We start from the raw sequence: 19,424 nt of genomic DNA, 5'->3' as shown, positions 1-19,424 counted from the left end.
CTTCCTTCCCGATCTCTGCGAGAAACCCCTTCTTCAAACCCTCACCAGGTCCCGGTGTTCTCCATGCTCGCCCACGGTTCTGCGGGTTCAAGGTGCCCGTCCTGCAGCAGTTCGATCGAGATGCCGTCCGGGCTCTTCACGAAAGCCATGTGGCCATCGCGCGGGGGGCGGTGAATGATGTGGCCCGCCGCCTGAATCTTCGCGCAGGTCTCGTAAATGTTGCTCACCCGGTAGGCGAGGTGGCCGAAGTTGCGTCCGCCGGTATAGACTTCGCCCGCGCTGCCATCCTCAGGCGGCCAGTTATAGGTCAGTTCCACTTCCGCGATGCCCTCTTCGCCGGGCGCCGCGAGGAATATCAGCGTGAAGCGGCCCTTGTCGCTCGAAAAGCGGCGCACTTCCTTCACCCCAAACAGCTCGAAGAAGGCGATCGTCGCCTCGGGATCGGTCACGCGGATCATCGCGTGGAGAAACTTGGTCACGGGGAGCAGCTCCTTTGGTTATTCAAACTCAGTTCATCGACAGAATTGCACATCTCACCGCAGGGCGAAGAGCCCGACAGGGAGACCATGCCGTGACGACAACCGATAGTGAGCCTGCCGCCGATTCCCAATCGTTTCTTGCCCGCCTGACCCCATCGGGTCTGCAGCGCCCGTTGCTTGCGGCCGCCGGCGTGCTCGCGCTCGGCATGGTGGCGGGCGGCTATCTCCTCGGCGATGGCCTCAGGCGCAGCCGCGAGGCGGACCGCGCTGTCACCGTGCGCGGCCTTGCCGAACGCGAAGTGACCGCCGACCTCGCCACCTGGACCATCGCCTATTCCGCCACGGCAGAGGACATGGGCAGCGCGCAGGCCAGCGTCGATCATGACAGCCAGGAAATCCGCGCCTTCTTCGCCGGCCTCGGCTTCCCCGCAGAAACGCTCCAGCCCACCGGCGTCAATGTCAGCACGAGCACCGATAACGGCGTGACGCGCTTCACCGTGCGCCAGCGCATGGCGCTGCGCACCACCGACATCAAGCGCGCGCAGGATGCCGTGCGCCGCCAGTTCGATCTCGTGCGGCGCGGCGTGATGCTCGAGGAAGGCTCAGGCATGGCCTATACTTTCACCGGGCTCGACAAGATCAAGCCCGCGATGGTCGCCGCCGCCACCAAGGACGCGCGCCGCTCCGCCGAACAGTTTGCGCAGGATAGCGGCACCGGCGTCGGCGGGATCAAGAACGCGACGCAGGGCTACTTCGAAGTGACCGCGCGGGACGGCGATGGCGGCGGCGGCTGGGGTGTTTCGGACACGCCGTTCAAGAAGGTCCGCGTCGTGACAACGATCGACTTCTACTTGCGGTAAAGGCCTCTGCGCTGCGTCAGCGGCAAGAAAGGGCGCACCGCATGGCGGCGCGCCCTTTCCTCCTGCAACCGGATGCGATCAGAACGATGCGGTGAGCGAAACCACGCCGACCGGCTTGGTCGTGCGGTAGAACGAATTCGTGCATACATCGACCGCCGTCAGGCTTTCGCCGCCGCCGGCGCCGCTGCACAGGCCGCTCTGGGCGAAGTCGCTGCGGTGCATATTGGTGCCGACCACTGAGGCATCAAGCGCAAGGTTCTTATACTTCGCGGTAATCCCCACGTTGTAATCGAAGAACGGCTTAGGAAGGTCGAAGCCGCCGCCGGTGTGCGCGAGGTGCGAATGGATGCTCAGCGGAGTGCCCGGGATCGCCCCGCCCAGTTCGCCGTAAACGTAGAGATTGCTGCGATGGGTCGAGGTGAAGTTGTAGTTGAACACCTTCTGCGCCGGCGCAAAGTTCGCGCCGACCTTGGCCGTCACCGGGCCCAGCGTCTTGGCCACCGAACCGTAGACTTCCCAGTAGTTGCCGATCGTCGCGCCCGGATAGATGTAGCCATAAAGGCCGCCGTCGATGGTGAAGCCGGTGTTGCCGATACCGTGGGTGTAGCCGCCGTAGATGTCGATCTCGGTGCCGCCGATGTTGATCGGGCTGTTGCCGGCCGAAGCGCTCGAGCCCCAGGTCGAGATGTAGAAACCGGATTTGTGCGCGATTGTGAAGGTGCCCTGCACGACGGGCTTGTTGTCCGACTGCGCGACGCCGCGGAACCGGTACTGGCTGGCGATCGTCGCCGCGCCCGTTACCGTGATGTCGCTGGGCGGGGCAGTTTCGTCGGCAAGCGCGGGTGCAGCAGCGGCGAAGCTAAGGGCAGCAAAGGTTGCGGCCACGAAGGCCTTGCTGGACGTACGCATGGGGAATCCTTTGTTTTTGGGTTCGCGTCGTCCCACCTGCACAGCCCGTGGCGACTCGATTTTTGCGGTCAGCCTTCGTTCTGTAACTTTTTGTTGCCGGATTATGTTGCGTCGCACAAGAGCGCGCCAACGGCTGGTCGCGGCTTTCCCACGCTCTGTTGCAATTCCGCACCATCCATGCCGCGCGCCTTGTAATGGACGCTGTCAGGCCCATATTACTTTGGTAAGGCCCCTCTTTGATGCTGAAACTGCTGCGTTCCTTTCTTGAATCCCGGTCCGAGCCTGAGGTGATTCCCTCGGTTCCGGAAGGTCAGCGAGTCTATGCCATTGGCGACATCCATGGCCGATACGACCTGCTGTGCCGCATGATTGCGCGGATCGAGGCGGACGAAGCGGGCCGTTCCCCTGCAGAAACCACCGTCATCCTGCTGGGCGATCTCGTCGATCGCGGCCCGGACAGCGCGAGCGTCATTGCCACCGCGCGCGAATGGGCAAAGCGCCGCCGCGTGCGGATGCTGGCCGGCAACCACGAGGAAATGTTCCTCGGCAGTTTCGAGCGCGACGATACGCTGCGCCATTTCCTCCGCCATGGCGGGCGCGAAACCTTGCTGAGCTATCCGATCGAGCCTGATGTCTACAGCCGCGCCACGCTCGAGGAGCTGCGCGCGATCATGCAAGAAGCAGTCCCGGCCGACGACATCGAATTCATGAAGTCGATGGAAGACAGCATCCAGATCGGCGACTACGTCTTCGTCCACGCCGGGGTGCGCCCTGGTGTCCCGCTCGAGGATCAGAAGATCTCGGACCTGCGCTGGATTCGCGGTGAGTTCATCGAAGGCCCCGAAACCCGCGATTTCGCGGTCGTCCACGGCCACACCATTCTCGAAAGCCCGCACGTCTCGCCGCTGCGCATCAGCCTCGATACGGGCGCCTATGCCTCGGGCCTGCTCACTGCGATCGGCCTCGAAGGCACATCGCGCTGGCTGATTTCAGTGCAGGGCGAACCGGCGGCTGAGGCAGCCTAGTCGTCAAACAACACCGTGCGCATCGCGCCGTCCTCGCGGTAGACCGGCCCATCGCGGCCGACTTCATACATCCGGTTCCACAGCGCAGTCGGCCCCAGTCCCACCATCGTGTCGCGCATCGCGGCGTAGCAAGGGTGCTGGAAGTGCGCGACGAGCGAGGCGTGATCTTCCCACAGCTCGTGGATGGTTACCCGGTGCGGAATGCAGGGATCGGCGGCGAAGCAGTACTCAAGGCAGCCCGGCTCCTCGGTGCGCGATGTCCACTGGATCGGCGCCGCCAGCCGCACCGCCTCGTCCCGCACGCCTTGATCGGCAAATTCGATCCACGCGTGAATGATGACCTGCGGCATGGCTGGCACTCCCTTGGCCCCGCTCATGCCGGGCTTGATTGACCAAGCCAGTCAAGCACACCCCGTCGCGGGGCGCCCCTATTGATAAACGCAGGTGTCGTAATCCGCGCGCACCGTGTTTACCCGCGCTGCGATCACGTTGCCGTGCCTGCGGGTAGAACCCGTCGCACCCGTTACCGCGCGCACCTTGGGCTGCGGGAACGCCGCGGCGATCCGCGCCGCCTCGACCCGGCTCAATCGTGCCGCCGATTTCTTGTAGTAGCGCTGCGCCCCCGCCTCGACACCATAGGTGCCGATGCCCGTCTCGGCGACGTTGAGGTAGACTTCCATGATGCGCTGCTTGCCCCAGATCGTCTCGATCAGCACGGTGAACCAGGCTTCCAGCCCCTTGCGCAGATAGCCGCCGCCTTGCCACAGGAACACGTTCTTGGCGGTCTGCTGGCTGATCGTGGAGCCCCCGCGGATGCGTCCGCCTTCCTGATTGCGCTCCCACGCCTTGAGGATCGCATCCTGATCGAACCCGTGATGCTGGCAGAACTTGCCGTCCTCCCCGGCGATTGCCGCATCCACCATGTTGCGATCGATCTTCGAAAGCGGCACCCATTCCTGGGTGATGCCGTTGGGATCGAAGATCATCGTCAGTGTCACCGGCACCGGCACGAAGCGGTAGACCACCACCATGAACACGCTCAGGAACAGGAACGCCGCCACCAGCCGTGCCAGCAACCATCCCGCCTGATGCAACAGGCCGGGCCGGCGCGCCTGCATCACTTGCGGGTTCTTGAGCTTGAGCAGTTCATCATCCATGCGCCGATGATATTACCCGGCGGCGCGCGGCTGGCAATCGGGAGCTTGAAACCTTCGCGCCTTCCCAGTGAGCCGCGTGGTTGCCGCGATCCACCGCAAACAGGAACGGCCGGGATCACCCCCGGCCGCCCTTCTATTCTCAAGGAACCGCCCGGTTCAGGCCGTCAGCAGATGCCGCTCGCCGGCAATGCGCTGCATCGCCTTCTGCAGCTTCTCGAAGGCGCGCACCTCGATCTGGCGCACGCGCTCGCGGCTGACGTTGTAGACCTGGCTCAGTTCTTCGAGCGTCTTGGGCTCGTCGATAAGGCGCCGGTCGGTCAGGATATGCCGCTCGCGGTCCGAAAGGCCGTCCATCGCCTCGACCAGCAGGGCGTGGCGCAGATGCGCTTCCTCGGCGTCGGCCACGGTCTCATCCTGCAGCGGGCTGTCATCGACCAGCCAGTCCTGCCACGAACCTTCGCCGTCCTCACGCACCGAGACGTTGAGGCTGGCATCGCCGCCCATCATCATGCGCCGGTTCATGTTGACGACTTCGGTTTCGGACACGCCGAGGTCGGTCGCGATCTTGCGCACGTCTTCCGGATGCAGGTCCGAATCCTCGAACGCCTCGAGGTTCTTCTTCATCCGCCGCAGGTTGAAGAACAGCTTCTTCTGCGCTGCGGTGGTGCCCATCTTCACAAGGCTCCACGACCGCAGGATGTACTCCTGGATCGAGGCCTTGATCCACCACATCGCATAGGTCGCCAGACGGAAGCCGCGATCGGGCTCGAACTTCTTGACGCCCTGCATGAGGCCGATGTTGCCTTCGGAGATCAGCTCGCTCACGGGCAGGCCATAGCCGCGATAGCCCATGGCGATCTTCGCCACGAGCCGCAGATGGCTCGTCACCAGCTGCGCAGCGGCCTGCGGATCGGCATGCTCCTGATAGCGCTTGGCGAGCATGTATTCCTGCTCGGGCGCCAGCACCGGGAACTTGCGGATCTCGGCCAGATAGCGGTTCAGCCCCGCCTCACCGCCACCAAGGGCAGGGACCAGCGCTGTCGATTTCTTCTCAGACACCTGAACACATCCTTTCGCCGCGCCCGATTGCAGGGGGCGCGAACCTCACAGGCCTGTGTCGCGAGACGTTCGCGGCTTGTTCCGGTATATCGGACAGCCCCGAGTCTTGCCACACAGCAAAACTATTCGCCCACGTAGCGCCATTCGATACAGCGCGTTTTTGGGGCATTGCACCTTTGATCCATAGGCTGCCGTCAGCCATCATGACCTCCCAGCTCGATAATGAGCGTCCTGAGATCGACGGGCGTCGGGCTGGCAAAGCGCACCGACTCGCCGCTCGCCGGATGGATGAAGCCAAGTTCGGCCGCGTGGAGCGCCTGACGGCCGAAGCCGAGCCGGGCAAGCAGGGGCCGATGCTGGGATGACGTGCGTCCATAGACTGGATCGCCCACTAGCGCATGACCGATTGATGCAAGGTGAACGCGCACCTGGTGGGTTCGCCCGGTCTCGAGCCGGCACTCGATCAGCGCGGCGCCCTGCAGAAGCTCGATCGTGCGGTAATGCGTGACGGCATGCTTGCCGCGCCCGTCAGCGACCAGCGCCATCTTCTTGCGATCGCGCTCGCTGCGCCCGATCGCGCCGCGCACCGTGCCCTCCGCAGGCACGGGCACGCCTGTCGTCACGGCCTGGTAGACGCGGTGGATCGAATGGTCGGCAAACTGCCGCGCCAACCCTTCATGCGCCGCATCGGTCTTGGCGACAACCAGCAACCCCGAGGTATCCTTGTCGATCCGGTGTACGATCCCCGGCCGCGCCACCCCGCCGATGCCCGAAAGCTGGCCCCGGCAATGGTGCAGCAGCGCGTTGACCAGCGTCCCGTCGAGGTTCCCCGCCGCCGGATGCACCACCAGCCCCGCGGGCTTGTCGATCACGATGAGATGCGCGTCCTCATGGACCACGCTGAGCGGAATATCCTGCGCCGCCGCTTCTGCCGGTACGGCCTCCGGCACGCGGATGGTGAAGGGCGTGCCTTGCGCCGGCTTGAGCGAAGCTTGCCCCGCCGGCTTTCCGGCGAGCGCCACGCGCCCATCATCGAGCAGCGCCTTGATCCGCTCGCGCGAGAGGCCGGAGACATCGGCAAGCGCCCGGTCGAGCCGCAGCCCGCCGGTCGGGATGATCCCCTCGATGATGGTCTCGCATGCCCCCATGGTCGGTTGGATATGGGAACGGCTTGGCGGGGCGGCAAGGGTGGGGCAGTCTTGACAAACCTTGCCAAAAAACGGCAAACTGCTGGCATGGCGACCATGAACATTTCCCTGCCCGATCCCATGAAGCAATGGGTCGAAGCGAAAGCCGGTTCGGGGCGGTACAGCAATGTCAGCGACTATATCCGCGATCTGATCCGGCGCGAGCAGGAGCGATCGGATCGGATCGCCGAGATGCAGCAGCACGTCGATGAAGCGCGGGCAAGCGGCACCAGCAACGAAACCATGGCAGACATTCGCGCCAGGGCCCTGCGCGTCGCCGGCACTGAACTCTAGGGTGGCCGGATTCCGGCTGTCTCGGGCCGCCGCAGATGATCTCGTCCAGATTTATCTGGAGGGACTGGCCTTGTTTGGCGCGGCGCAAGCAGATCGCTATCACGATGGTCTTGGTGCGGCCTTTGCATTTCTGGCGGACTATCCGCTCGCGGCCCGGCTGCGCGATGAAATTGCACCGCCGGTCCGGGTGCATCGCTACCAGTCCCATCTGATCATCTACGAAATCGCCGAGGATGATGCGGTGCTCATCCTGCGCCTGCGGCATGGCCGCGAGGATTGGCTGCAGGCCGCCGATGGCGCATGATCCGCACGCCGATGGTACCGCCATGTACTTGACCCTCACCCCACAAGCCCACGCCGCCATCCTCGCCGCCGCCGCACAGGCCGCACCGCGCGAAGCCTGCGGCCTCCTCCTCGGCTTCGGAAATCACATCGAAACCGCGCAAGCCGCCGCCAACGTCCATCCCGAACCCGCCCGCCATTTCGAGATCGATCCCGCCGCGCTTATCGCCGCGCACAAGGCGGCGCGCGCTGGAGGACCTGAGCTCGTCGGCTATTTCCACTCGCACCCGAACGGGCTTGCCCGCCCTTCCGCCACCGATGCCGCCAGTGCCTCGGGCGATGGCCGGATCTGGGCCATCGCCGCTGCCGGCGCGGTCAGTTTGTGGCGCGATGCGCCATCCGGGTTCGAAGCGCTTTCCTACGCGATCAAGGAGAGTTAAGGCAGGTTGGTGACGTCACGCCCGACCCTTCCTTGTGTGCTTCGCGACCGCTGCGGCGGGGCCCCATCCCGGCCAGCGCAAGTTTCCCTCAGGACTGTGTCAACTGTGTCAACTTATTCAGCGAAAAGGCCCGAATTCTGAACATGAACCCCGATTCGCTCGATCTCGCCAGCCTGCTCTGCTCGCGCCTGTGCCACGACATGCTCTCCCCCGTCGGCGCGCTCACCAATGGTCTTGAACTCCTCGCCGAGGAGAAGGACCCCGAGATGCGCCAGAAATGCTTCGAACTGCTTGAGCAGAGCGCACGCATTTCCGCCGACAAGCTGCGCTTCTTCCGCCTCGCCTTCGGCGCCGCTGGCGGCTTCGGCGAGATGGTCCCGCTTGCCGAGCCGCGCGCGCTGATCGATGCGCTGGTCGGCAACAACGGGCGCATCCAGGCCAACTGGGCGCTGGCCGGAGACAGCCTGCCCAAGCCGGCGGTCAAGACGCTGCTCAACCTCGCGCTCATCGGAATCGAGGCGCTGGTGCGCGGCGGCACGCTCGATATCGCGGCCGAACTCAGAACGGATGGCGCAAAGCCCTGCAGCGAGATCGTGATCCGCGCGACCGGTGCCCGCGTCGTGTTCGATCGCAACATCGGCCTCGCGCTCGAAGGCGCGCTCCCAGGCGAGGAACTCTCCAGCCGCACCGCGCCCGCCGCCATGCTGCGCCAGCTGGTCGATGGCATCGGCGGCACGATCCAGTATCACGCCACGCCCGAGGCTCTCGTCATGGGGGCCATGCTGCCCGTGTCTGCCTGAAGTGTCGGGGCCTGATCTGCCATGAACCGCTGGCTGGTCCACCGCGAGGTTCCCTCGCCCAACTGGAACGAGCGCAAATCGCGCGTCTCCATGGTGGTCCTGCACTACACCGGCATGCGCACCGCCGCCGAAGCGCTCGAAAGGCTGTGCGATCCGGCGGCCGAAGTTTCGGCGCACTACATGATCGACGAAGATGGCACCGTCATCCGCCTCGTCGATGAAGCCAAGCGCGCCTGGCATGCGGGCCGGTCCTACTGGCGCGGCGAAACCGACGTGAACTCGGCCAGCATCGGGATCGAGCTCGTCAATCCCGGCCACGAATTCGGCTACCGCCCGTTCCCCGAAGCGCAGATGGAAGCGCTGATCCCGCTGCTCGCCGATATCGTGAAGCGCCACGATATTCCCCGCGCCAATGTCGTCGGCCATTCGGACGTGGCTCCCGCGCGCAAGCAGGATCCGGGCGAACTGTTCCCCTGGGACCTCCTCGCGCGGTACCGCATCACGCTGCCCAAGCCGCAGCTCACCATGCGCCTGATCTACGACAACCCAAGCGCCTTCTACCTCGCGCTAGAGCGTTTCGGGTATGACATCACCGATCCCGAAGCCGCCGTCCGCGCCTTCCAGCGCCGCTGGCGCCCCGCGCGCATCGATGGCGAAATCGACGGACAGATCGGCGCACTGCTGTTCGAGCTTTTGTTGGAACGCGACACCGGGCGTGCTAGGTGACCCCTCGCCAGGGGGCCGGGCAGCCGCGTCGTTTTGCTCATTCATGGGCAAGGCGCCGAGGAAAGTCCGGGCTCCACGAAACAAGGGTGGCGGGTAACGCCCGCCGAGGGAAACTTCAGGGAAAGTGCCACAGAGAGCAGACCGCTAACCCAGCGTGTTGAAAGACATGGGGGGCAGCAAGGGTGAAAGGGTGCGGTAAGAGCGCACCGCGCGACTGGTAACAGAAGCGGCAAGGCAAACCCCACCTGGAGCAAGACCGAATAGGGACTGCGCGCTCCTTTACGGAGCAGGCCTGTTTCGGGCCAGCAGTCCGGGTTGGTCGCTTGAGCGCGCCCGGCAACGGGCCGCCTAGAGGAATGGCTGCCGACGCGGATACGGTCCACAAGTGGGATACCGTCCGCGCCACAGAACCCGGCTTACAGGCCCCCTGGCAATTCGGGCCCCAGTTCAGGTACTGCAATCAAAGCGTTTTCCTCCCCGTCATGAAGGCGCTAGGAAGCGGCGCATGTCCGGCGCGCACCACCACCACCATGGTCACGATCATAGCCATGCGAGCACGCATGGTCACGGGCACAGCCATGCGCACTCGCATGGCCACGGACACAGCCACGCCCCCGCCAGCTTTGGCCGCGCCTTTGCCATCGGTATCGTGCTCAACAGCGGGTTCGTCCTGATCGAGGCGGGCTACGGTATTGCCGCAGGCTCGATGGCGCTCGTCGCCGATGCGGGGCACAACCTCTCGGATGTGTTGAGCCTTGCCGTCGCCTGGGCCGCCAGCGTGCTCGCCGCGCGCCCGCCTTCGTCGCGCTTCACGTATGGCTACAAGTCGAGCTCGATCCTCGCTGCCCTGTTCAACGCCGCGCTGCTGATGCTGGCGCTCGGCGCGATCCTCGTCGAGACGATCCACCGCCTGATCGCGCCGGAACCCGTCGCAGCCGGCCCGGTCATGGTCGTCGCGGGGATCGGCATCGCGATCAACACGCTCACCGCGCTGCTCTTCCTGCGCGGGCGCGAGCACGACATCAACATCCGCGGTGCCTATCTCCACATGGCGGCTGACGCAGCGGTTTCCGCCGGCGTGGTCGTGGCTGGCGCGCTGATCGCGCTCACCGGCGCGTGGTGGATCGATCCCGTCACCAGCCTGGCGATCATCGGCGTGATCGCGTGGGGCACCTGGGGCCTTGCCAAGGATTCGCTCAAGATGGGCCTCCATGGCGTTCCGGCCTCCGTCGATGGGCACGCCGTCGAACACCACCTTGCCGCTATGCCGGGCGTCAGTGCGGTCCACGATCTCCACATCTGGCCGATGAGCACCACCGAAACCGCGATGACCGCGCATCTCGTGATGCCCGGCGGCCACCCCGGGGATGCCTTCCTGGGCGACCTATCCCAAACGCTCGCCCAGCGCTTCGCGATCTGCCACGCCACGGTGCAGATCGAGACCACCGATCTTGCCGAACTTGCCCACCATGGCTGCGGAAACGGACGCTAACCGGACGCACCAGCCATTTGGCCCTTAGGGGTGCCTGCGCGCGACCATCGATGACCCCTATAGCGCTGCCAAGAGCGCTCCTGAGGGGAATCGAAATGCTTCGTACGGAATTGAAGATTGCCAGCATTTCGATGGCCGCCGCCGCCGCTATTGCCGCCACTGCCCTGGCATCCGGCCTCGCCGCGATTATCGTCTCCGGCACCGCTCCTGCCGCAGGCTACACGGTGGCCAGCGGCAAGATCGTGCTGACCGACGCTGGCTCGCTGCCCAACTGATCGCAGGGACTCACAAAAAGGGCGGCGGCTGAACACGGCCGCCGCCCTTTTTGCGGCCTGACTTCCTGGCAGATGGACAGCGCGCGTTTCCTGACCACAATGGCCGAAGTCAGTTCAAGGAGTCGCATCCCATGCAGATCGATCGCCGCACCGCCCTTACCGCTGCCATGACCGCTGCCGCAGCCGGAGCCATCCCCGCCGCCGCACAGACCGCCGCCGCGCCTCCCGCTCCCTCGGGCCCGGTCTTTGCGCCTGCCCCGGCGCCGCTGCCGTTCGATCCGGCGACGATCACCGGCCTTTCCGCCAAACTCCTCACCAGCCACCACGACAACAACTACGTCGGCGCGGTGAAGCGCATCGGCGCGATCAAGGGCGAACTGGCCAAGCTCGACATGGCAACCGCCCCCGGCTTCATGCTCAACGGGTTGAAGCGCGAGGAACTCCTCGCATGGAACTCGATGATCCTCCACGAAGTCTATTTCTCGTGCCTGGGAAGCGGCGGCAAGCCGGGGGCCAAGCTCGGCGCGGCAATCGAGCGCGATTTCGGCAGCTTCAGCCGCTGGGCCGCGGAATTCTCCGCGATGGGCAAGGCGCTCGGCGGCGGCTCGGGCTGGGTCCTGCTGCAATGGTCCCCGCACGATGGCCGCCTCACCAACCAGTGGGCGAACGACCACACCCAGACCCTCGCCGGCGGCACCCCGATCCTTGCCATGGACATGTACGAACACGCCTATGCCATGGACTACGGCGCGAAGGCCGCTGCCTATGTCGACGCTTTCATGGCCGCCGCGACATGGGGCGCGGCAGACGCACGGTTTGCCAAATTGGCCGGGTGACAGGCGTGCTGCACGAGAATGGTGCGGCGCAGTTTGGGCAGCGAAGCCCGGTGCATACCGGGCCGACTTGCGCAAGCTTGTCTCGGCACCTCGACAGGGTAATCTGCAGCTGTAACTCGTGGTCTCTATGGGAGCGGACATGCCGGTAATCGCCTACCAGTCGTTCAACGCCAATTCGAGCACGACACACGGCCTCGCCTCGATGTGGCAGCAGCCGTTGACCCGCGCTGCGGCGCGGCGTGTGGCCGGCGCCGGGCATCAAGCGCTCGTCCTGCCTTCACTGGATAGCGAGTTCACCCTGCCCGTTGAGGGCCCGGCGCATCTGCGCCCGATCCAGGCGCAGGCCGGCGCACCGACCCAGGTCGCTTTCGGCACTCAGATCGCACTGATCTATCAGAACATCTTCCGCGCCATCGGCACGATGCCGGACCTGCTCGTGTGCGGCGAACTCGATGTTAGCAATGCCGACTTCGCAGGCCTCCGCCAGAGTTCGGGTCTGCTCGCGAATGTCACCGGCAATGCCAAGGCATGCCAGTGCTTCACAGCATTCGCTCAGGCTGGCGTCGCGGGGCAAATCAAGTTGCTGGCCGAGGGGCTGGGCTTCGTGATCTACTCAATCAACGGCCTTTCCGTGCTGTTCGTCCATGTGCCGAACGCCATCGCAACCAACGCGGCGAAAGTGCGGGACTTCTACGCCCAGCTCAACAACCACCTCGTTACGATCGGAAGCGGCCCGATTGATCTGGTGATCGGCGATACCAACCAGAGTTCCAGCAATTTCACCCAGAATGCCCTGCCCCAGGGCTTTGCCAACGCGCACACCAGCACCGTGGTCTCCCCTTTTGATAACTGGAACGTCAAGCAGGGGGGAACCAACAGCGCGGGCTCGAAGATGTTCGATGTCGCGGTCTACAACACCACGACGATCAATCTGGAGGCCGGACCGGTCTATCTTTCCCAGTCCTCCGGCGCGGTGACCGTGACGGATCACTGCGGGCTAGCGGTCAAGGTCAGTCGCAAAGTGGGGTAAACCCCAAGGAAACGGGCCCGGAAGTGCGCTTCCGGGCCCGCTTTGTTTCAGTGCTGAAGCGGTGCCTTGCTCAGGCCGCTTCTTCCTTGCCCTTGAGCACCTGGACTGGCTCCTTGCGGCCATCGACGACATCCTTGTCGACCACCACTTCGGTCACGCCTTCCAGCGTCGGCAGATCAAACATCGTATCGAGCAGCAGCCCTTCAACGATCGAGCGCAGGCCGCGCGCGCCGGTCTTGCGTTCGATGGCGCGCTTGGCAATCGCTTCGAGCGCGTCGTCGGTGAAGGTCAACTGCACGTCTTCGAGGTCGAACAGCTTCTGGTACTGCTTGATCAGCGCGTTCTTGGGCTCGCGCAGGATCTTGACCAGCGCCTCGATATCGAGGTCATTCAGCGTGGCAATCACCGGCAGACGACCGACGAATTCGGGGATCAGGCCGAACTTGAGGAGGTCTTCAGGCTCCGCCTTCTGGAGCAGTTCGCCCACCTTGCGCTTGTCCGGATCCGCTACATGCGCGCCGAAGCCGATCGAGCGCTTCTGCAGGCGGTCGGAGATGATCTTCTCGAGGCCGGCAAACGCACCGCCGCAGATGAACAGGATGTTGGTCGTGTCCACCTGCAGGAATTCCTGCTGCGGATGCTTGCGCCCGCCCTGCGGCGGCACCGAAGCCGTGGTGCCTTCCATCAGCTTGAGCAGCGCCTGCTGCACGCCTTCGCCCGAAACGTCGCGCGTGATCGAGGGGTTCTCGGCCTTGCGGCTGATCTTGTCGATCTCGTCGATGTAGACGATGCCGTGCTGCGCCTTTTCGACATTGTAGTCGCTCGCCTGCAGCAGTTTGAGGATGATGTTCTCGACATCCTCGCCCACGTAGCCGGCTTCGGTCAGCGTCGTCGCATCGGCCATCGTGAAGGGCACGTCGAAGGTCTTGGCCAGCGTCTGCGCCAGCAGCGTCTTGCCCGAGCCGGTCGGCCCGACGAGCAGGATGTTCGACTTCGACAGCTCGACATCGCCGCCCTTGCCGCTGTGCTTGAGGCGCTTGTAGTGGTTGTGCACCGCGACCGAGAGCACGCGCTTCGCGCGGTCCTGACCGATCACATAGTCGTTCAGTGTCACGAAGATATCGCGCGGGGTCGGTACGCCGCCATCCTTCTTTCCGGCGAGACCAGCCTTGGTCTCCTCGCGGATGATGTCATTGCACAGCTCCACGCATTCATCGCAGATGAACACGGTGGGGCCGGCGATGAGCTTGCGCACTTCGTGCTGCGACTTGCCGCAGAAACTGCAGTACAGCGTGCTCTTGGTATCCGATCCGGAAAGCTTGGTCATTCTTACATCCCAGACGCCCCTCCACGAGGGGCGGGCCCGGTTATCCTACTACCCGGAGGGCATTAATCAACCGGACACGAAAATAGCGAACAAATCCTGATCCAGCACCCTGCCATTTTAGGGCAAAATGCTGGGATCAGGCCGAAATCATGCCGAGGGCGCGCCGCCTGAACCTTCTTCGCCGCCCATCTGGTCACCTTCTGGACGCGATTCGTACACCTTGTCGACGATTCCGAACTTCAGCGCTTCGTCGGCTTCGAGGAACGTGTCACGGTCCATCGCCTTCTCGATTTCTGCGAGCGTGCGGCCGGTGAACTTGACGTAGAGGTCGTTCATCCGCGCACGCATGCGCAGAATCTCGCGCGCCTGGATCTCGATGTCGGAGGCCATGCCGCGCGCGCCGCCCGAAGGCTGATGGACCATGATCCGCGCATTGGGGAGCGCGATGCGCATGCCCGGCTCACCCGCAGCGAGCAGGAAGCTGCCCATCGAGGCAGCCTGTCCGATGCACACGGTCGAAACGCGCGGGCGGATGTACTGCATGGTATCGTAGATCGCGAGACCCGCCGTCACCACGCCGCCGGGCGAGTTGATGTACATGGCGATGTCCTTCGACGGGTTCTCGGATTCGAGGAACAGCAGCTGCGCCACGATCAGCGAAGCCATGTTGTCCTCGATCTCGCCCGTCACGAACACGATGCGTTCGCGCAGCAGGCGCGAGAAGATGTCGAAGCTGCGTTCACCCCGGCTGGTCTGCTCGACCACAACCGGAACCAGCGCCCCGGTGATGGGGTCGTGGCTGTATTTACCCTGGTTTCCGTAAGCCGATGCGCCGTGGCCGCCATAAAGATCGAGCATAGTGTCCTCTTGGATGTGCAGGGCCTATGTCGCGTGCCACGACAGGATGTTCAAGGGCGTTAACCGCGCATCCGCACTGTCAGCCATGAAAAGTGGTGCAATATCGGCGAAATCCGCCTTGTTTGCCCATCGATGCGCTTGCGCGGCGCCAAGCTTGGCCGCAGCTTCCTGACAAATTCATCAGGGGGTGATCCATGTTCCGCCGTTCCGCCAAATCCGTTTCCGCCGTTCTGCTTGCCGCGACAGCGCTCGCCGGCAGCACTTCCCACGCGCAGGAAAGCGTCGCCACCTATCTCGCGCGCATCAAGGCGCTCGACAAGGCGGGGCCTAAGATCAACGCCGTGATCGCGCTCAATCCCGATGCTGCCAAGGCCGAAACGGCCGCCAAGGCGCTGACCGGGCCGCTCGCTGGCAAGGTCATCCTCGTGAAGGACAACGTCGAGACCGCCGATCCCATGCCGACCACGGCGGGCAGCCTGCTGCTCAAGGACAACCGCGCCGATCGCGATGCTCCCTTCATGATCGGGTTGCGTGCGGCAGGCGTCGTCGTGCTCGGCAAGACCAACCTCTCCGAATGGGCCAACATGCGCTCGGGCCAGTCCTCCAGCGGGTGGAGCGCGGTCGGCGGGCAGACGCGCAATCCCCATGCGCTGGACCGTTCGCCCTGCGGCTCCTCCTCGGGCAGCGGTGCGGCGATTGCCGCCGGCATGGCGTGGGCCGCGATCGGCAGCGAAACCGATGGCTCCATCACCTGCCCCGCCTCGCTCAACGGTATCGTCGGCTTCAAGCCCACCGTCGGCATGATCAGCCGCACCCATGTCGTGCCGATCAGCCACAGCCAGGATACCGTCGGCCCGATGACGACGAGCGTGCGCGATGCCGCGCTGATGCTCACCGCGATGGTCGGCAGCGACCCTGCCGATCCCGCGACCGCCGAAGCGGACGCGCACAAGACCGATTTTTCCGCCGGTCTCTCCGCCGCCAGCCTCAAGGGCGTGCGGCTCGGCGTGCTGCGGCGGGCCGTGGGGAACAACCCCAAGGTGATCGCCCTGTTCGACAAGGCGCTTGCCGATCTCAAGGCCGCAGGCGCCACGCTGGTCGATATCGACTACACCCCGCCTGAAGAGATGGGCCGCGATGAATACACCGTGCTGCTCTACGAGCTGCGCACCGATCTTGCCGCCTATCTCCAGTCGGTCCCCGCCTCCTCGTTCAAGGATACGCCGCCCGCGCGCACGCTGGCGGACGCCATCGCCTTCAACAAGGCGCACCCCGAAGAACTGAAGTGGTTCGGCCAGAACGAGTTCGAAGAAGCCGAGGCGATGACCGACACGGCCGTCTACAGGAAGGCGCGGGAGAACTCCTTGCGCCTTGCCGGAGTGGAGGGCATCGACAAGCTGCTGGCGGATAACGCCGTGTCGTTCCTCATCGCCCCCACCGCGCCGCCGGCCTGGGCGATCGATCTGGTGACGGGCGACCACTCCATCGACGTCGGCATGGGCAGCCTCGCCGCGATTGCCGGTTATCCGCACCTCACCGTGCCGATGGGCGCGGTCGAGGGGTTGCCGATGGGCCTCTCGTTCATGGGCGCCAAATGGGACGACAAGCGCGTGCTCGAAGCTGGCGCGGCCTATGAACGCGCGCGGACGGTTCCGGTGCCCAAGCCCTCGCTGAAGCGCTGGGGGGAATAAAGCGCTCCTGATTCCCGTTCCTACTCCAACCCCCTCATGCTGAGCGTGTCGAAGCATTCTGCGCCGCGGCTGCGCCAGCCCCCTTCGACAAGCTCAGGGTGAGCGGGGTCGGGGACCCTGGGCGTTGCTCCATCGCAGCGCGTCGAGCGCCTCCAGTTCGCGCTGCAGATTGATCTGCTGCGCTTCGGCCCGGCGCAGCGCGGCTTGTTCGGCGCGGGTCTCGTGGCGGCGCGCCGACCAGCGCGCCAACCGCCGCCCCGAGTCGCGCAGCAGGAAGGCGATCACGTCGATCAAGCCCTGCCGCCGCGCCGGAACCAGCGCCCGTGCGCGCGGCAGCGGCATTTCGGCCAGCGCCGGGGCCGTTTCTGGCTCCGGCGCGACCTCGGCTTCGATGGGCTCTGCAAGTCCCTCGCCTTGCGGCTCAGGCCGAACAGGCAGGGTTGGTGCCGGTACGGCGAGCAGCTTGACCGACGGACTGTAGGTCCCTCGCACCGCATTCGCGGCGGGGATGGCGGGAAGCTGCTCAGGGCGGGCAGCCTCGGGAGGCTTCGGGCGCGCCTTGCCCTTTTGCGCGGGCCGCTTGGCACGCCGCGTCTGGACGGCGACGTCGCCCCGTGCGGGTTCCACCAGCGATTGTGCTTCCCGGGCCGAAGCGAGCCGCGCGGCGGCCTTGCGCGCTTTCTTGCCCTTGGCATTGCGCCGTTTCTGCGGACGCTCCTCGATCAGGCCGCTTTCATCCTGAATGACTAGCGGCACAGCCATCGAGCCGCGCCCGATATAAGCCGTATCGTGCCGCTTGGCGGCAGGGCTGGGTACTTTTGACAAGGCCGCAGGGGGCACAGCCACCGGAGGCCGCAAAGCTAAGCGATTTCGAACGGTATGCATCGGGTGTCCCTCCCAGGAACCGAGCCTGCCCGAATCTCTCATTTGTTGATTCGCATGGTCAATCCGCGCGAATACGGATGCTTTGCGCATACCAGAAGGGGCGCCCCGTTGCCGGAGCGCCCCTTTAGCTATTTCAATGCCTTGCGGCGAAAATCAGGCGTCGGCGGCCTTCTTCTTGGGCGCGGCCTTCTTCTTCGGAGCAGGCGCTTCCTCGGCCGGGGCGGCTTCGGCAACCGGGGCTTCCTCAGCCACCTTCTTCTTCGCCGGAGCCTTCTTGGCGGGCTTGGCTTCGGCTTCGGCCGGAGCCGCTTCCTCGGCGGGAGCCTCTTCCTTCGCCTTCTTGGCGGCCTTCTTCGGTGCTGCCTTGGCAGGCTTTACTTCGGCAGGCTTGCCGGTCTCGTCGGCTTCGATCACCGCCTGCAGTTCCTCGCGGCTCACGCTGCGCTCGGTGACTTCGGCCTTGTCGAACAGGAAGTCGACAACCTTGTCCTCATAGAGCGGCGCGCGCAGCTGGGCAGCGGCGAGCGCATCCGAACGGATGTAGTCGATGAAGCGCTGGCGGTCCTGCTCGCGGTACTGCTGCGCGGCCTGGCGCATCAGCATTTCCATTTCGTTCGCATTGACCTGCACGCCGTTGGCCTGGCCGATCTCCGAAAGCAGCAGGCCCAGACGCACGCGGCGCTCGGCGATCTTGCGGTAATCGTCCTTCTCGCCTTCGATCTCGGCCAGTGCGGCGGCGGGATCTTCTTCCTTGGCCGCTTCGGTGGTCAGCTGCTGCCAGATCTGCGCGAACTCGGCTTCCACCATCGAGGGCGGAACCGCGAAATCGTGGCCGGCGGCGAGCTGATCGAGCAGCGAGCGCTTCATCGCGGTGCGCGTGAGGCCGCCGTTTTCCTGCTCGATCTGGCCCTTGATCAGGCCGCGCAGCTGCTCGATGCTCTCGAGGCCGAGCGACTTGGCGAAATCGTCGTCCGCGGTGAATTCAGCGGCCTGCTTGACCGCCTTCACGGTGCACGCGAACTGGGCGTCCTTGCCGGCAAGGTTTTCGGCCGGATAATCAGCCGGGAAAGTTACCGTGATGGTGCGCTCATCGCCCGCCTTCACGCCGACCAACTGCTCTTCAAAGCCGGGGATGAAGCGGCCCGAGCCAAGCTCGAGCGGCTGATCGGTGGCAGTGCCGCCATCGAAGGCAACGCCATCGACCGACCCTGCAAAGTCGATGATCAGCTGATCGCCATCGGCGGCCACGGTGCCCTCGGGCGCGTCGTCGTAGCGCTTCTGCCCCTGCGCGATGCGGCCAACGGCCTCATCCACTTCGGCATCGCTCACTTCGACGATCAGGCGTTCCAGCTTGATGCCGTCGATGGCGGGCGCGGTGATCTCGGGCAGCACTTCAAGCGCAACGGTGAGCTCGGCGTCCTTGCCTTCCTCATAGCCCTCGGCCAGCGAGACATCGGGCTGGGTCGCGGGGCGCAGGCCCTTTTCGGCGACGAGCTTGTCCATCGCCTCGCGGATCGAGGTTTCCAGCGCCTGCTGGTGCAGCGCGGGCCCATGCATCTTGCGCACGAGATTGGCGGGCACCTTGCCGGGGCGGAAGCCGGGCATGCGGACCTGCGGCGTGATCTTCTTGACCTCACCCTCTACAAGCGCGGCGATATCATTCGCGGCGATGGTCAGGGCATAGGCGCGCTTGAGGCCCTCGTTGCTGGTTTCGACGATCTGCATCTGTGATCCAACTTTCTCGTACGACGTCGTGGTGCCCATGCGGGCTTCATCAACAATTCTGGCCGCACCATGGGAATGGTACGGCCA

22 protein-coding genes and 1 other RNA gene are annotated in these 19,424 nt (G+C 64.9%); 13 read left to right on the top strand and 10 right to left on the bottom strand.

The window, feature by feature from the left end:
- Window positions 1-41: 41 nt before the first annotated feature.
- A complete protein-coding gene (locus ACO06X_RS14955; RefSeq protein WP_298164674.1) occupies window positions 42-479 on the bottom strand; it encodes a VOC family protein in 438 nt (145 codons plus the stop codon).
- Window positions 480-685: 206 nt separating this feature from the next.
- Between ACO06X_RS14955 and ACO06X_RS14950 the strand changes: the two genes are divergently transcribed.
- Entirely contained in the window at window positions 686-1,339 is a 654-nt protein-coding gene (locus ACO06X_RS14950; RefSeq protein WP_421839923.1) for an SIMPL domain-containing protein, read from the top strand.
- Between the two features lie 78 nt (window positions 1,340-1,417).
- Here ACO06X_RS14950 and ACO06X_RS14945 read toward each other — a convergent pair whose 3' ends face one another.
- Window positions 1,418-2,248 carry a TorF family putative porin gene (locus tag ACO06X_RS14945; protein ID WP_421837017.1) on the bottom strand — a complete coding sequence of 277 codons (831 nt, stop codon included), beginning with the start codon at window positions 2,246-2,248 and terminating at the stop codon, window positions 1,418-1,420.
- Window positions 2,249-2,487: 239 nt separating this feature from the next.
- Here ACO06X_RS14945 and ACO06X_RS14940 point away from each other — a divergent pair, with 239 nt between their 5' ends.
- Window positions 2,488-3,273, top strand: coding sequence for a metallophosphoesterase family protein (locus tag ACO06X_RS14940; RefSeq protein ID WP_421837016.1), 786 nt, complete (start codon window positions 2,488-2,490; stop codon window positions 3,271-3,273).
- Here the strand turns inward: ACO06X_RS14940 and ACO06X_RS14935 are convergent.
- The 4 genes from ACO06X_RS14935 to ACO06X_RS14920 all read right to left on the bottom strand — a co-directional run bounded on the left by ACO06X_RS14935 (window position 3,270) and on the right by ACO06X_RS14920 (window position 6,637).
- Complete coding sequence (locus tag ACO06X_RS14935) at window positions 3,270-3,623, bottom strand: putative quinol monooxygenase (RefSeq protein WP_298164683.1); 354 nt, start codon at window positions 3,621-3,623, stop codon at window positions 3,270-3,272. The genes ACO06X_RS14940 and ACO06X_RS14935 overlap by 4 nt on opposite strands.
- A gap of 78 nt (window positions 3,624-3,701) precedes the next feature.
- Window positions 3,702-4,391 carry a monofunctional biosynthetic peptidoglycan transglycosylase gene (mtgA, locus tag ACO06X_RS14930; protein WP_421839922.1) on the bottom strand — a complete coding sequence of 230 codons (690 nt, stop codon included), beginning with the start codon at window positions 4,389-4,391 and terminating at the stop codon, window positions 3,702-3,704.
- A gap of 195 nt (window positions 4,392-4,586) precedes the next feature.
- Entirely contained in the window at window positions 4,587-5,489 is a 903-nt protein-coding gene (gene rpoH / locus ACO06X_RS14925; RefSeq protein WP_298164687.1) for an RNA polymerase sigma factor RpoH, read from the bottom strand.
- Between the two features lie 194 nt (window positions 5,490-5,683).
- Window positions 5,684-6,637, bottom strand: coding sequence for an RluA family pseudouridine synthase (locus ACO06X_RS14920; RefSeq protein WP_421837015.1), 954 nt, complete (start codon window positions 6,635-6,637; stop codon window positions 5,684-5,686).
- Between the two features lie 96 nt (window positions 6,638-6,733).
- Between ACO06X_RS14920 and ACO06X_RS14915 the strand changes: the two genes are divergently transcribed.
- The 10 genes from ACO06X_RS14915 (at window position 6,734) to ACO06X_RS14870 (ending at window position 12,851) form a co-directional block, all read left to right on the top strand.
- The gene (locus tag ACO06X_RS14915; protein WP_421837014.1) at window positions 6,734-6,970 is read left to right on the top strand and encodes a type II toxin-antitoxin system ParD family antitoxin; all 237 of its coding nucleotides are present in this window, start codon (window positions 6,734-6,736) and stop codon (window positions 6,968-6,970) included.
- Window position 6,971: 1 nt separating this feature from the next.
- Entirely contained in the window at window positions 6,972-7,274 is a 303-nt protein-coding gene (locus tag ACO06X_RS14910) for a type II toxin-antitoxin system RelE/ParE family toxin (protein ID WP_421837013.1), read from the top strand.
- Entirely contained in the window at window positions 7,264-7,692 is a 429-nt protein-coding gene (locus tag ACO06X_RS14905; RefSeq protein ID WP_421837012.1) for a Mov34/MPN/PAD-1 family protein, read from the top strand. The genes ACO06X_RS14910 and ACO06X_RS14905 overlap by 11 nt, the downstream gene beginning before the upstream one ends.
- 143 nt (window positions 7,693-7,835) lie before the next feature.
- Window positions 7,836-8,492 carry a histidine phosphotransferase family protein gene (locus tag ACO06X_RS14900; protein ID WP_421837011.1) on the top strand — a complete coding sequence of 219 codons (657 nt, stop codon included), beginning with the start codon at window positions 7,836-7,838 and terminating at the stop codon, window positions 8,490-8,492.
- A 21-nt stretch (window positions 8,493-8,513) separates the two neighbouring features.
- The gene (locus ACO06X_RS14895; RefSeq protein WP_421837010.1) at window positions 8,514-9,218 is read left to right on the top strand and encodes an N-acetylmuramoyl-L-alanine amidase; all 705 of its coding nucleotides are present in this window, start codon (window positions 8,514-8,516) and stop codon (window positions 9,216-9,218) included.
- Window positions 9,219-9,225: 7 nt separating this feature from the next.
- Window positions 9,226-9,653, top strand: an RNA gene (gene rnpB / locus ACO06X_RS14890) — RNase P RNA component class A.
- 70 nt (window positions 9,654-9,723) lie between these two features.
- Window positions 9,724-10,710 (top strand): cation diffusion facilitator family transporter, encoded by a 987-nt coding sequence (locus tag ACO06X_RS14885; RefSeq protein WP_421837009.1) that lies wholly within the window; start codon window positions 9,724-9,726, stop codon window positions 10,708-10,710.
- 95 nt (window positions 10,711-10,805) lie between these two features.
- Complete coding sequence (locus ACO06X_RS14880) at window positions 10,806-10,985, top strand: hypothetical protein (protein WP_421837008.1); 180 nt, start codon at window positions 10,806-10,808, stop codon at window positions 10,983-10,985.
- A gap of 131 nt (window positions 10,986-11,116) precedes the next feature.
- Complete coding sequence (locus ACO06X_RS14875) at window positions 11,117-11,821, top strand: superoxide dismutase (RefSeq protein ID WP_421837007.1); 705 nt, start codon at window positions 11,117-11,119, stop codon at window positions 11,819-11,821.
- 139 nt (window positions 11,822-11,960) lie between these two features.
- A complete protein-coding gene (locus tag ACO06X_RS14870) occupies window positions 11,961-12,851 on the top strand; it encodes a hypothetical protein (protein WP_421837006.1) in 891 nt (296 codons plus the stop codon).
- 70 nt (window positions 12,852-12,921) lie between these two features.
- Here the strand turns inward: ACO06X_RS14870 and clpX are convergent, their stop codons facing one another.
- Complete coding sequence (clpX, locus tag ACO06X_RS14865) at window positions 12,922-14,178, bottom strand: ATP-dependent Clp protease ATP-binding subunit ClpX (protein WP_298164710.1); 1,257 nt, start codon at window positions 14,176-14,178, stop codon at window positions 12,922-12,924.
- Between the two features lie 147 nt (window positions 14,179-14,325).
- Complete coding sequence (locus tag ACO06X_RS14860; RefSeq protein WP_421837005.1) at window positions 14,326-15,036, bottom strand: ATP-dependent Clp protease proteolytic subunit; 711 nt, start codon at window positions 15,034-15,036, stop codon at window positions 14,326-14,328.
- Between the two features lie 194 nt (window positions 15,037-15,230).
- Here ACO06X_RS14860 and ACO06X_RS14855 point away from each other — a divergent pair, with 194 nt between their 5' ends.
- A complete protein-coding gene (locus ACO06X_RS14855; protein ID WP_421837004.1) occupies window positions 15,231-16,727 on the top strand; it encodes an amidase in 1,497 nt (498 codons plus the stop codon).
- Window positions 16,728-16,820: 93 nt separating this feature from the next.
- On the opposite strand, the gene ACO06X_RS14850 is transcribed toward ACO06X_RS14855, so the two are convergent.
- Together ACO06X_RS14850 and tig are read right to left on the bottom strand one after the other, a co-directional pair.
- A complete protein-coding gene (locus tag ACO06X_RS14850) occupies window positions 16,821-17,552 on the bottom strand; it encodes a hypothetical protein (protein WP_421837003.1) in 732 nt (243 codons plus the stop codon).
- A 213-nt stretch (window positions 17,553-17,765) separates the two neighbouring features.
- Window positions 17,766-19,337 carry a trigger factor gene (gene tig, locus ACO06X_RS14845; RefSeq protein ID WP_421839921.1) on the bottom strand — a complete coding sequence of 524 codons (1,572 nt, stop codon included), beginning with the start codon at window positions 19,335-19,337 and terminating at the stop codon, window positions 17,766-17,768.
- Window positions 19,338-19,424: the final 87 nt, after the last annotated feature.

It is taken from the genome of Novosphingobium sp., assembly GCF_965229225.1.
GTDB lineage: Bacteria > Pseudomonadota > Alphaproteobacteria > Sphingomonadales > Sphingomonadaceae > Novosphingobium.
The sequence above is the reverse complement of the archived record's forward strand: the minus strand, read 5'-3'. Positions and strand labels throughout refer to the sequence as shown.